This window comes from Streptomyces sp. SAI-170 (assembly GCF_049739565.1).
Classification (GTDB): Bacteria; Actinomycetota; Actinomycetes; order Streptomycetales; family Streptomycetaceae; genus Streptomyces.
In genome coordinates, this window is the sequence record NZ_JBMGQD010000001.1 from 7308192 (window position 1) to 7320206 (window position 12015).

Below are 12015 nucleotides of genomic sequence, written 5' to 3' on the forward strand. Positions count from 1 at the left end.
CTGGACGAGAGGCGCGCCCCACTCTTCCGCCTCACCGCCGTGCCCGCTCGCACCCTTGGTCTAGACCGCAACTGCTACCGTCGCCTCCGACGGGCAGTCGACCGAAAAGGGGACAGCGGTGGCAGACGGCGGCATGCGGCGGGTGCGGGCGTTCATCGGGTCGTTCACCGCGGCGGGAGGCCCCGGCGTGGTCGTGGCGGCCGTGGAGCCCGCCGACGGCTCACTGGCCGTGCTGGGCGGCGTCGACGGCCTGCCCGACCCCTCCTACCTGGCGCTCTCGCCCGACGGCGGCACCCTGTACGCCGTGAGTGAGACGGCCGAGGGCGCCGTCGCCGCGTACCGGGTGGCCGGGGACGCCCCCGAACCCCTCGGCAAGCCGGTGCCCGTCGGCTCGGGACCGACCCACCTCACCGTCTTCGCGGATCACCTGCTGACCGCCGACTACGGCTCCGGCAGCGTGTCGGTCGTGCCCCTGCGGCCCGACGGCACGCCGGAGGGCGCCGCGTCCGACGCGCTCCAGCACACCGGCTCCGGCCCGCACACGCCCCGCCAGCAGGGCCCGCACGCCCACCAGGTGCAGCCCGACCCGAGCGGCCGCTGGGCCGTCAGCGTCGACCTCGGCACCGACTCGGTGCGCGTGTGCACCCTGACGGACGGCAGGCTGAAGCTGCACCGCGAGATCGCCCTGCGTCCCGGCTCAGGACCCCGCCACCTGGCCTTCCACCCCGACGGCGACCGCGCCTACGTCGTCAACGAGCTCACCCCGACCATCACCGTCTGCCACTGGGACGCCGCCGACGGCACCCTCAGGCCGCTCACCGAGACACCGGTACTGCCCGGTGCTCCCGACGGGGACGCCTACCCGTCGGGGATCGTGGTCTCGCCGGACGGCCGGTTCGTGTGGACCGCGGTCCGCGGCGAGGACGTGCTGTGCGTGCTGTCCGTCGAGGGCGACGAACTGCGCCTGGTCGCCACCGTCCCCTGCGGGGGCCACTGGCCGCGTGCCCTCACCGTCTCCGGCGGCGTCCTCTACGTCGCCAACGAGCGCTCCGGAGACGTCACGTGGTTCCGCCTCGACCCGGACACCGGACTCCCGCGACGCACGGGTTCCCTCCGGGTGCCCGCCGCCTCCTGCGTCGTCGTCGGCTGACCGCACGAAAGGACCCGCAAAAAGGGCCCGCTCCCCGGCGGGAGCGGGCCCTTCGGTCGTACGGCGTCCAAGGCCGGCCCGGGTCAGCGGACCGGCGCGCCCTGCGGGGTCTGCGGGGCGATGCCCAGGGCCGTGGTGTACTGCGCCAGCGCGAGCTTGCCGATCGCCGGGTAGGGGCCCAGCGCCTCGGCGGCGGGGCACCCCGCCTCCTGCGCGGCCGCCTCGACCAGCGAGGCGTCGATCTCCGGGCCGATCAGGTACGGCGCCAGCGCCAGCTGCTGCGAGCCGGAGGAACGCAGCTGCTCGGCGACCGACGTGATCGAGCCCTCCTGGTCGAGCGCCGCGGCCATCACCGGCACGGCCAGCCGCGCGGCGAGCAGCATGCCGGTGATCCCGGCCGCCTGCACGGCCTCCTCGCCGCCCACGGACGCCAGGATGATGCCGTCCGCGGCCGTGGCCACGGTGAACAGCCGGGCACGGTCGGCGCGGGCCAGACCGGCCTCGGACAGCCGCACGTGCAGCGCCTCGGCGAGCAGCGGGTGCGGACCGAGGACGTCCGTCAGATCGGCGGCGACCCGGCTGTCCATGACGGCCTGGCGGACCTGGCGCAGCAGCGCGTTGTCCGGGCCGGCCAGCAGCGGCACGACGACGGCGACGGGACCCTCGGGCTCCTTGGCCTCAAGGCCGGCGGCCAGCGCCTGCTCGTAGCGGGCGGTGCGCTCGTCGGCCGCGTGCGCGAGCACGGCCTGCAGCGAGGGGAACTCCGCGTCGTCCCCGTCGAGGTACCCGATCCGGGCGTCGAGGCCGGGCAGCTCGGAGCGGGCGATGCTCACGATCTCCTCGGCGAGGCCGCGGGTGGCGGCGCTGGGCGCGCCCGGAACCGCGAGGACGAGCGCGGGCGCGCCCTCGGGAGCCGCCAAGGGCTCGGGTCGGCGGTGGCGCCCGGGCTGGCGGGGGCGCGGCATTCGTACTGGCAGGCCGGACGCGGGCCCAGTGGGGGAGCTCATGGCGCCGCATGTTACTGGTTTCCTGGGCTCCCCTGTTCGGGGAGGGGGCAGGTGAGCGGTATCCGTCCGGTTTTGTCTGATGAGTTCTGATGAGTTACGGGCGGATCAGCCACGATCCGTCCACAACTCGGCCCTCACCGGCCCCCGTCACGTGCTGTGACCGCCCGTCACCTCTCCAGGGTCGTGACCTGCAGCATTCGCTCGTCGCGCGGCAGCGCGAGCCGCCCCTCGGCGAGCGCCGCCGCGACGCGCACCGCGCCCAGCATCGGATCGCCCTCGGCCTCCACCTGCCGCGCCCGGGGCAGCCGCTGCGCCAACTCCTCGGCCAGCGGTTCCAGCAGCGGCTTGCCCATGCGGAACAGGCCGCCCGTCAGCGCGATGACCGCCTCGTCCTCGCCGGGGCAGACCGCGGCGGCCGACTCGGCGATGTGCCGGGCCGCGTCCCCGAGGATCCGCTCGGCGACCGGGTCGTCGTCCGCGCACGCGGCGACCTGCGGCGCGAACGAGGCCAGCACGGCGGGCCGGTCCGGCCGCGGATACAGCTTGCCCGGCAGCCCCGCCATCGGCCCGAACACCTCCTCGGCGCGCGAGAGCAGCAGCGCGGAACCGCCGTCGCGGCCGTCGTGGGCGCGCAGTGCCGCCTCAAGTCCGGCCCGGCCGATCCAGGCCCCGCTGCCGCAGTCGCCCAGCAGATGCCCCCAGCCGTCCGCCCGGCGCCAGCGCGTCAGATCCGTGCCGATCGCGATCATGCCGGTGCCGGCCGCCACCACGGCACCCGGCTGCTCCCCGAGGGCGCCCACGTACGCGGTGACCGCGTCGGCGGCGAGCGCGACCGTCCCGACCCCGAACTCCCGCCGTAGCGCACCCGGCAGTTCGGCGCGCAGCGCGTCCCCCAGCGTGCTCAGCCCGGCCGCGCCGACCGCGGCGGTGCCCAGCTCGGCAACCCCGGTCTCGGCCCTCAACGAGCGGACCAGCGGCAGCAGTTGGGCCATGAGATGGTCGGCGTCGATACCCCCGGGCCCGGTCCGCACCGGCACCGCCGACTCGCGTCGCGCCGACACGGCACCGTCCGCCGTACCGACGACGACCCGCAGGCCGGAGCCTCCGGAGTCCACGGCGAGAAACCCGGCGGGCCCGCGGCCCCCGCGCCCGGTGCAGGACAGCGGTGCGCTTGCTGCGTCGGCCGCCCCGTCCGTCGCCGACTCCGGTGTCCGCGACGGTCGTGTTGTCCGTGACGGGCGTGGTGTTCGCGGTGTCGGCGCCGTTCCCCCCGGACCGGTCACGGCAGGCGCCAGTCCACGGGCTGGCCGCCCTGCTGGATCAGCAGGTCGTTGGCCCGGCTGAACGGCCGCGAGCCGAAGAAGCCGCGGTCGGCGGACATGGGGGAGGGATGCGCCGACTCCACCGAGGGCAGGCTGCCCAGCAGCGGCCGCAGATTACGGGCGTCCCGGCCCCACAGGATCGACACCAGCGGCTTGCCCCGCGCGGCCAGCGCGCGGATCGCCTGCTCGGTGACCTCCTCCCAGCCCTTGCCGCGGTGCGCGCCGGGGCGGCGCGGAGCCGTGGTGAGCGCCCTGTTGAGCAACAGCACGCCCTGCTGGGTCCAGGGCGTCAGATCGCCGTTGGACGGCTGCGGGAGGCCGAGGTCGGAGTTGAGCTCGCGGAAGATGTTGATCAGGCTGCCCGGCAGCGGCCGTACCTCCGGCGCCACCGAGAACGACAGCCCGACCGCATGCCCCGGGGTCGGATACGGGTCCTGCCCGACGACGAGGACGCGGACCTCGTCGAAGGGCTGCTGGAAGGCCCGTAGGACGTTCGCCCCCGCGGGGAGGTAGGTGCGCCCCTCGGCGATCTCCCCGCGAAGGAAGTCGCCCATCTCGGCGATCCGCCCGGCCACGGGTTCCAGAGCCTTCGCCCAGCCCGCTTCGACGATTTCATGCAACGGTCGTGGTGCCACGGCGTCACCCTACTGCCGTACACGGCACGGCGATCAACCGGTGGCGGCCGACGGCGGATCGGGAAGACCTCATCCGACGACCGCGGCCCGCACGCACAGCACATCCGGCAGATGCGACGCCAACTGCCGCCAGCTGTCGCCGTGATCGGCCGAGGCGAACACCTCGCCGTTGCGATTGCCGAAGTACACACCCGCGGGGTCGGCGTCGTCGGTGCACAGGGCGTCGCGCAGCACGGTGCCGTAGTGGTCCTCCTGCGGCAGGCCGGCCGTGAGCGGCTCCCACGACTCTCCCGCGTCCTCGGTGCGGTAGACCCGGCAGCGGCGGTCGGCCGGGACCCGGTCGGAGTCGGCGGTGATCGGGAAGACGTACGCGGTGTCGCCGCGGTGCGGGTGGGTCGCCATCGCGAAACCGAACGTCGACGGCAGGCCCGCCCCGATGTCCGTCCAGTGCGCCCCGGCGTCGTCGCTGCGGTACACGCCCCAGTGGTTCTGCAGGTACAGCCGGTCCGGGGTCACCGCGTCCCGCGCCACCTTGTGCACGCACTGACCGAACTCCGGGTTCGGGTCCGGCAGGAACACCGCGGAGACGCCGGAGTTGGAGGGCGCCCAGCTCGCGCCGCCGTCGGACGTACGGAACACGCCGGCCGTGGAGACGGCCACGGTGATCGCACCCGGGTCGCGCCGGTCGGTGAGGACGGTGTGCAGGCCCTCGCCGCCACCGCCCGGCACCCACTGCGAGCGTGTCGGGTGCTCCCACAGCGGGCGCACCAGCTCGAAGCTCTCGCCGCGGTCCTGCGAGCGGTACAGCGCGGCCGGTTCCGTGCCCGCGTACACCACGTCCGGCTCGGCCGCCGCCGGGTGCAGCTGCCACACCCGCTCCAGCGAAGCGCCCGTGTCCTGCGGGAACTTGACGGCCGGCCGGGCGGGTTCGGTCCACGTCCGGCCGAGGTCGTCGGAGTGGAACACGGACGGGCCCCAGTGCGCGCTGTCGCCTCCGGCCAGCAGGCGCGGGGTGTCGCCGCGGGTGTCGATCGCGACCGAGTAGACGGCCTGCGCGTTGAAGTAAGGAGTCTCGTCGAACTCCCATGCGCCCCCGCGCCGGCGCCCGATGAAGAGGCCCTTCCGGGTGCCCACGGCCAGCAGTACGTCGGACATGCCGCTCACCTCCGCTGTGCTTTGACGTATGCGTCTCAGACACCGGCCAGTCTGCACCCCACCACTGACAGTCACCCCTGGAAGCGGCGTCGCCGCAGGTCAGAGCGTGTCGGTGGGCGCCTGGGCAGAAATGCGGGCGCGGCGGCGGGAGCACATCCGAGCCACCGTCGGGGGACTTTTCCGCGAAGTCGCCCGCACGGAACGAGGCGCATGGCACCTTCATGGCGGAGGCCGCCCCTGAGCATCGGCGGGCCGCCGCCCGTATGGGAGGCCGGTGGGGTGGCCGTGCGCTGATGAGGAGGCGGGCTTCGATGGGCCTGCAGGGTGTGAGGGGTCGCCGCATGCGGCGCGTGCGTCGGGTACGGCGGGTTCGACGGGCCTGGCTGTGGCGCTGGCGGCGCAATCCGCTCAGGCGCCGCTCCGACGCGGTCGAGGCGTGGGTGCTGCTCGGGGCGTGGACGCTGACCGTGCTGTGCGGGGTGCTCGCCGGAGTGACCGTCGCCGGGTCCGTGGAGCGGGGGATGGCCCGCGAGCGGGTGGAGTGGCGTCCCACCACCGCCCGGCTCACGGAGGACGCGGTCGGCACGTCCGCCGTGCCGGCCGCGGCGGGCGGCTCCCAGGTGTGGGCGAAGGTCGGCTGGACCGCACCGGACGGCTCCCCGCGTGCCGGACAGGCTCGGGTCCGTCCCGGCACCGCCGAGGGCACCCCGGTCACCGTGTGGATCGACCGCACCGGCCGCCTCGTCACCCCACCCGCCAGTCCCGACCAGGCCCGTGTCCGCTCCGCCCTCGTCGGCACCCTCGCCGGCCTCGGCGCGGCCGCCGTCCCCCTCGCCTGCGGCCGCGCCGTCCGCAGCCGCCTGGAGTCCCGCCGCCTCGACCGGTGGGACGTCGACTGGGCCCACTTCGACCCGCTGTGGGGCCACCGCACAGGGTGATACGACGGCACGCCGGCGGCGCCCAAGGGGCGCGGGGAACTGCGCGACCAGCTACAAGGCGCCCGCACCCGGATACGCACAGCACCACCCCCGGCAGGCGCCGGCCTTTGTGCCCTCGGCGAAGGCCCCTCCCCGCTCCGGAGGCCTGGCCCCAGTCACCGGTGAGGCGGGCGGCGCAGAAGGCGTCGGCGACGGCGGGAGGGGCGTGCCGGACAAGGACCCGGCACTGGCGCGGGACCAACGGGGGCTCCGGGCCGGTCGCACCACCAGGCCAGGCGGCTCCAGGCCCGGCGGCACCACCAGGCCCGACCGCACCACTCGGCCCCGCCCTCAGTGACCGAACCCCAGCGACCTCCCCAAAATCCCCTCCAGATCCGCCGAGTCCGGCAGCGTGCCGAACGCTTGGCCCCAGTCGCCCGCCAGGCGCGTGGCACAGAAGGCGTCGGCGACGGCGGGAGGGGCGTGTCGGACGAGGATGGAGGCCTGGAGGGCGAGGGTCATGGCCTCCACCAGGCGGCGGGCGCTCGACTCGGACGCCGTGGTCAGGCCCTCCTTGAGGCGGGCGACCGCAGCGTCCAGCCGGGCGTCCGCCCCCTGGGCGAGGGCGAGTTCGGCGAACAGGGCCTCGGACGTGCGCGGGTCGCGGGTCAAGGCCCGTAGGACGTCAAGGGCGTTGACGTTCCCGGAGCCCTCCCAGATGGACAGCAGGGGCGCCTCGCGGTAGTGGCGGGGCATGCTCGAGTCCTCGACATAGCCGTTGCCGCCCAGGCACTCCAGGGCCTCGGCGGTGAAGGCGGGACCCCGCTTGGTGACCCAGTACTTGCCGACGGCCGTGGCGATCCGGCGGAACGCGCGCTCGTCCTCGTCCCCGCGTACGGCGCGGTCGGCGGCTCCGGCCAGCCGCAGGGTGAGCGTCGTCGCGGCCTCCGACTCCAGCGCCAGGTCGGCCAGCACATTGCGCATCAGCGGCTGGTCGGCGAGGCGCGCGCCGAACGCGCTGCGGTGCCGCGCGTGATGCCCCGCCTCGACGAGGGTGCGGCGCATCAGCGTCGCCGACGCCATCACACAGTCCAGGCGGGTGCAGTTGACCATCTCGATGATCGTCTTGACGCCCTGCCCCTCGGGCCCGACGAGCCAGGCGACCGTCCCGTCGAACTCGGGCTCGGAGGACGCGTTGGAGCGGTTGCCCAGCTTGTCCTTCAGCCGCTGGATGCGGAAGGCGTTGCGGGTGCCGTCCGGCAGCACGCGCGGTACGAGGAAGCAGGAAAGGCCCCCTGGCGCCTGGGCGAGCACCAGGAACACGTCGCACATCGGCGCCGACGTGAACCACTTGTGCCCGCGCAGGGTGTAGACGCCGGACTCCGAAGTCGGCGTCGCCGCCGTGGTGTTGGTGCGGACGTCCGAGCCGCCCTGCTTCTCGGTCATCCCCATCCCGGCCAGCAGGCCGCGCTTCTGCGTCGGCACCCGCAGCCCGGGGTCGTACGCGCGGCTGGTCAGCAGCGGTTCGTAGACCTTGGCCAGCTCCGGCTCCCGGCGCAGCGCCGGGATCGCCGCGTACGTCATCGAGGTGGGGCAGCCGTGCCCGGCCTCGCTGTGCCCCCAGACCAGCCCACCGGCCGTCCGCGCGACATGCGCTCCCGGCCGGTCGTCCGCCCAGGGCGCCCCGGCCAGGCCCTCGGCGACCGCGACGCCCATGAGGCGGTGCCAGCTCGGGTGGAACTCGACCTCGTCGACGCGGTTGCCCCACCGGTCGTGGGTACGCAGCTCCGGCTCGTGCCGGTTGGCCTGCTCGCCCCACTCCTGCGCCTCGGTCCCGCCCGCCAGCAGCCCGAGCCGGCGGACGTCCGGCTCGGCCCAGCCGGCGCCCTCGCGGCGCAGCCCCTCCAGCAGCGCCACGTCCTCGGAGGCGTCGTAGGGGGCCAGCGGCGGGGGCTGGTTGGTGACGTCGTGCGTCGCGTACGGCAGCTGCGCGGGTGTCAGGACCATGCGCCGAGTGTTGCACTCGCTCTGCGGTCGCAGCAATAGTGCAACACCTGCCGGTGGCCCGTACAGTACGAGGCCATGGCCGGCCCACCCCACGAGATGACCGCCCCGGACGCCTTCGAGCTGCGTCCGCTGTCCGCGCGGTCCGTCGTCCTGAGCCTGCTGCTCGGCGCGGATCCGCCCGAGATGGCGGCGAAGGACCTCGCCCGCGCGGTGGCGCCCTTCGGGGTCGGCGGGTCGACCCTGCGGGCCGCGCTCAGCCGGATGGCGGCCGCGGGCGATCTGCGCCGCACCGGCACCGGTTACCGGATCGGCGAGCGGCTGCTGGAGCGCAGACGCCGGCAGGACGACGCCGTACGGCCCCGCACGCGCGCGTGGGACGGCGACTGGGAGATGGTCGTGGTCACCGCGACCGGCCGCGGCCCCGCCGAACGCGCCGAACTGCGCACCCGGCTGGCCGGCCTGCGCCTCGCGGAACTCCGCGAGGGCGTTTGGCTGCGCCCCGCCAACCTCGCCCGGGAACTGCCCGAGGACCTCGATCAGGTGGCCGAGCGGTACACCTCCCGCCCCGCCCGGCCCGCGCGCGAGCTGGCCGCGAGCCTGTGGCCCCTGGATGCCTGGACGGCGACGGCCGACGCCCTGCTGGCCCATGTCGCGCGCGTGGAGCGCCCGGCCGACCGGCTCACCGCCTACGCGGCCGTCGTACGGCACCTGCTCGCCGACCCCGTCCTGCCGGACGCCCTGCTGCCCGCCGGCTGGCCGGGCGCGGCCCTGCGCGCCGCCTACGCCGACTACCGCCGCGAACTGGAACAGCAGGTGCACGCGCGCGTGGCGGACTGAGACGCGGACACGCAGAACAGCACAGGCGGCCGTACGAAGCGCGGTGCGGGAACGCTCCGTACGGCCGCCGTCCTCATCCCCGAGCCGTCACCGGTAGGTGATGTCCGAGGCGGAGTAGAGGCAGTTGGTGCTGTCCGGGCCGACACCGACCGCCGTGTTGTTGTTGTACTTCTGGCACGGGACCACCTTGCGCGAGGCGTCGTTGAGGATCGTGATGCCGCGCAGGGTGGCCACGTCGTTGCGGTTGACGTTGATGCCGACCAGCCGGGCCGTGGTGCCGGTGCCGGTCACCTCGATGGTGTTGAGGTTGACCTTGCGGGTGTACTGCGTGGAGCAGTCGCCGCAGGAGCGGTACAGCGTCTTGAACTCCTGCACCGCGAAGTTCGAGATGTTCACGGTGCCGCCGCCGTTGTGCTGGAACACCTTGTCGGACGCCTTCTTCGCGCCGCCGCCGACGACGTTGTAGGTGGCGCCGCTGCCGCCGCGGAAGGTGGCGGCGTCCTCGCCGACGTCCTCCCACCAGACGTTCTGCAGCGTGCAGCTGCCCAGACAGTGGATGCCGTCGGCGCCGGGCGCGCCGATGATGACGTTCTTCAGCGTGACGCCGTTGGCGAGCGTGAGGATCGGCTGCTGGTCCTCGGACTGGTCGCCGGTGCCGAGGGCGCCGCTGCCGTAGAGGCGCAGCATGCCGTAGTCCTTGGAGCTGGTCAGGTTGATGGTCGCGGTGACCGGCTGGCTGCCGGAGGCGGAGGGCCACGTGGCGGCGTTCGCCGGGGTGAGGGCTCCGCTGGTCATGAGCATGCCAACAGAGAGCGCGGCCAGGGTCCCGACGTGCCTCCGGCTGTGCGGGTGTCGTGCGTGGGGCATGTCCCGATTCCTTCTTCCGTGTCGTGGGGTCTGCGGCTCGAATCGGTCATGGTGCTGAACGGAACGTAGATGGAAAGCGCTTACTGGTCAAGAGGGTGTGGGAGCGCTTCCACGTCAGGCGTGTCCATGTCACCATGCTTCTCGGGACGTCTCTCCTCACGAAGGGGCAGTCGATGTCGACTCCACGTATGTGTACGTACGTCAGCGGGCTGATCGACCGCGCACGCAGAGCCCCTGGCAGGGCGCCCGCCCTGATGCGCACCCTCCTCGCAGCGCTCGTGCCCCTGCTGCTGGCCCTGCTCGCGGCACCCCCGGCCGCCGCGCGCGGCACCGAGGCCGAGGCGGCCGCACCCACCGCGGCGCTGACCGAGATCACCGGCTTCGGCGCCAACCCCAGCAACCTGCAGATGTACCTGTACGTCCCGGACAGCGTCACCGCCCACCCGGCCGTCGTGGTCGCCGTGCACTACTGCACCGGTTCCGGCCCGGCGATGTACAGCAACACCGAGTACGCCTCGCTGGCCGACCGCCACGGCTTCATCGTCGTCTACCCGTCCGTCACCCGCGCCAGCAAGTGCTTCGACGTCGCCTCCCCGCAGGCCCTGCGGCGCGACGGCGGCAGCGACCCGGTGGGCATCAAGTCGATGGTCGACTGGGTGGTGCGCACCTACGACGCCGACACCCGGCGGATCTTCGCCACCGGCATCTCCTCGGGCGCGATGATGACCAACGTCCTGCTGGGCGACTACCCCGACGTCTTCGCCGCGGGCGCCGCCTTCTCCGGGGTCCCCTTCGCCTGCTTCGCCACCACGAACGGCTCCGAGTGGAACAGCGACTGCGCGAACGGCACCGTCGTCCGCACCCCGCAGGCCTGGGGCGACCTCGTCCGCGGGGCGTACCCCGGCTACACCGGACCGCGGCCCCGTATGCAGCTGTGGCACGGCACGGAGGACGACGTCCTGCGCTATCCCAACTTCGGCGAGGAGATCAAGCAGTGGACCGACGTCCACGGCCTGACCCAGACGCCCTCCGCCACCGACAGCCCCGCCGCAGGCTGGACCCGTACCCGCTACGGCGGCACCGGTGACCGGGCCCCCGTCGAGGCCATCAGCCTCCAGGGCGTCGGCCACAACCTCTACGCCTCCGGCATGGGCGCCCGGGCCATCACCTTCTTCGGCCTCGACACCGAGGGCCCGGCCCCGCAGCCCCAGCCCGGCGGATGCCGGGTCACCGTCACCACCAACGCGTGGAACACCGGCCTGACGGCCTCCGTGACGATCACCAACACCGGCAGCACCGCGATCAACGGCTGGAAGCTGGGCTTCACCCTGCCGTCCGGCCAGACCGTCACCAACGGCTGGGGCGCCGGATACGCCCCCACCAGCGGCTCGGTGACCGCCACGAACGTGTCGTACAACGGCACGATCGCGCCGAACGCGAGCGTGAGCATCGGCTACCAGGCCACCCACACCGGCAACAGCGCGGCCCCCTCGGCCTTCACCCTCAACGGTGCCGCCTGCGCCAGCGGTTGACCTTGCCGTCGTACGGCGGCCCCGGACGCCGACCCGGGGCCGCCTGCGCGTTTGCCTCCATGTGGGACGGATGAGCGGCCGGATCATGGGCACTCGGCGGTGCGCAGAGGCCGATCACTGTCTGGGAGGCGAGTAGAGCCATGGCACGCGAGAATGCGCCCGCCGGCCTTCCCCAGCCGCTGCGCGCCACCGCGTCGGTGCTGAGCCGGGTGCCGGGAGCCGGAGCGGTGGGCCACGCCGCCGAGGGCGCGCTGAACGCGGTTGGGACCGTGTCGCCGCGCGGCCGGCGGATGGCCGCGTACGCGGGCGCCGGAATCCTCGGCGCCGCCGGAGTGGTGGAGTGGCCCGTCGCCCTGACCGGGGCGGCCGTCGTCTGGCTCACCCAGCAGAAGCCGGGCGCGCGCACCGAGAAGGCCGGGAAGGCGACGTCCGGGGCCGCCGGGTCGCCGAGCCGCGCCAAGAGCGCCACCATCGCCGCCGGCCGGCCGAAGGGCCCCGCCGGCACCCCCACGCGCACGGCGTCCCACCCGGGACACGGCCGCGCACATCACAGCCGTACCACCGAAGGCGACTGAGGAGGCGGGCA

General features: G+C 74.1%; 11 protein-coding genes. 5 read left to right on the forward strand and 6 right to left on the reverse strand.

Annotation, left to right across the window (positions count from 1 at the left end; genetic code table 11):
• Positions 1-118 precede the first annotated feature (118 nt).
• The gene (locus RKD23_RS32965; RefSeq protein WP_424857009.1) at positions 119-1150 is read left to right on the forward strand and encodes a lactonase family protein; all 1032 of its coding nucleotides are present in this window, start codon (positions 119-121) and stop codon (positions 1148-1150) included.
• A gap of 83 nt (positions 1151-1233) precedes the next feature.
• Here RKD23_RS32965 and RKD23_RS32970 read toward each other — a convergent pair whose 3' ends face one another.
• The 4 genes from RKD23_RS32970 to RKD23_RS32985 all read right to left on the reverse strand — a co-directional run bounded on the left by RKD23_RS32970 (position 1234) and on the right by RKD23_RS32985 (position 5269).
• Positions 1234-2157, reverse strand: a complete 924-nt coding sequence (locus RKD23_RS32970; protein WP_424857010.1) for a sirohydrochlorin chelatase — start codon at positions 2155-2157, stop codon at positions 1234-1236.
• A gap of 167 nt (positions 2158-2324) precedes the next feature.
• Complete coding sequence (locus RKD23_RS32975) at positions 2325-3320, reverse strand: N-acetylglucosamine kinase (protein ID WP_424858387.1); 996 nt, start codon at positions 3318-3320, stop codon at positions 2325-2327.
• Positions 3321-3436: 116 nt separating this feature from the next.
• Positions 3437-4114 (reverse strand): uracil-DNA glycosylase, encoded by a 678-nt coding sequence (locus RKD23_RS32980; RefSeq protein ID WP_424857011.1) that lies wholly within the window; start codon positions 4112-4114, stop codon positions 3437-3439.
• Between the two features lie 69 nt (positions 4115-4183).
• Positions 4184-5269, reverse strand: a complete 1086-nt coding sequence (locus RKD23_RS32985; protein ID WP_424857012.1) for a WD40/YVTN/BNR-like repeat-containing protein — start codon at positions 5267-5269, stop codon at positions 4184-4186.
• Positions 5270-5610: 341 nt separating this feature from the next.
• On the opposite strand from RKD23_RS32985, the gene RKD23_RS32990 reads away from it, so the two are divergent.
• Complete coding sequence (locus tag RKD23_RS32990) at positions 5611-6207, forward strand: Rv1733c family protein (protein WP_424857013.1); 597 nt, start codon at positions 5611-5613, stop codon at positions 6205-6207.
• Between the two features lie 330 nt (positions 6208-6537).
• Here the strand turns inward: RKD23_RS32990 and RKD23_RS32995 are convergent, their stop codons facing one another.
• Complete coding sequence (locus tag RKD23_RS32995) at positions 6538-8193, reverse strand: DNA alkylation response protein (protein WP_424857014.1); 1656 nt, start codon at positions 8191-8193, stop codon at positions 6538-6540.
• A gap of 75 nt (positions 8194-8268) precedes the next feature.
• Here RKD23_RS32995 and RKD23_RS33000 point away from each other — a divergent pair, with 75 nt between their 5' ends.
• Positions 8269-9030 carry a PaaX family transcriptional regulator C-terminal domain-containing protein gene (locus RKD23_RS33000; protein WP_424857015.1) on the forward strand — a complete coding sequence of 254 codons (762 nt, stop codon included), beginning with the start codon at positions 8269-8271 and terminating at the stop codon, positions 9028-9030.
• A gap of 87 nt (positions 9031-9117) precedes the next feature.
• On the opposite strand, the gene RKD23_RS33005 is transcribed toward RKD23_RS33000, so the two are convergent.
• Entirely contained in the window at positions 9118-9897 is a 780-nt protein-coding gene (locus tag RKD23_RS33005) for a pectate lyase (protein WP_424857016.1), read from the reverse strand.
• A gap of 254 nt (positions 9898-10151) precedes the next feature.
• Between RKD23_RS33005 and RKD23_RS33010 the strand changes: the two genes are divergently transcribed.
• Together RKD23_RS33010 and RKD23_RS33015 are read left to right on the forward strand one after the other, a co-directional pair.
• Positions 10152-11429 carry a PHB depolymerase family esterase gene (locus tag RKD23_RS33010; RefSeq protein WP_424858388.1) on the forward strand — a complete coding sequence of 426 codons (1278 nt, stop codon included), beginning with the start codon at positions 10152-10154 and terminating at the stop codon, positions 11427-11429.
• Between the two features lie 140 nt (positions 11430-11569).
• Positions 11570-12004, forward strand: coding sequence for a hypothetical protein (locus tag RKD23_RS33015; protein ID WP_424857017.1), 435 nt, complete (start codon positions 11570-11572; stop codon positions 12002-12004).
• The last annotated feature ends 11 nt before the right edge of the window (positions 12005-12015 follow it).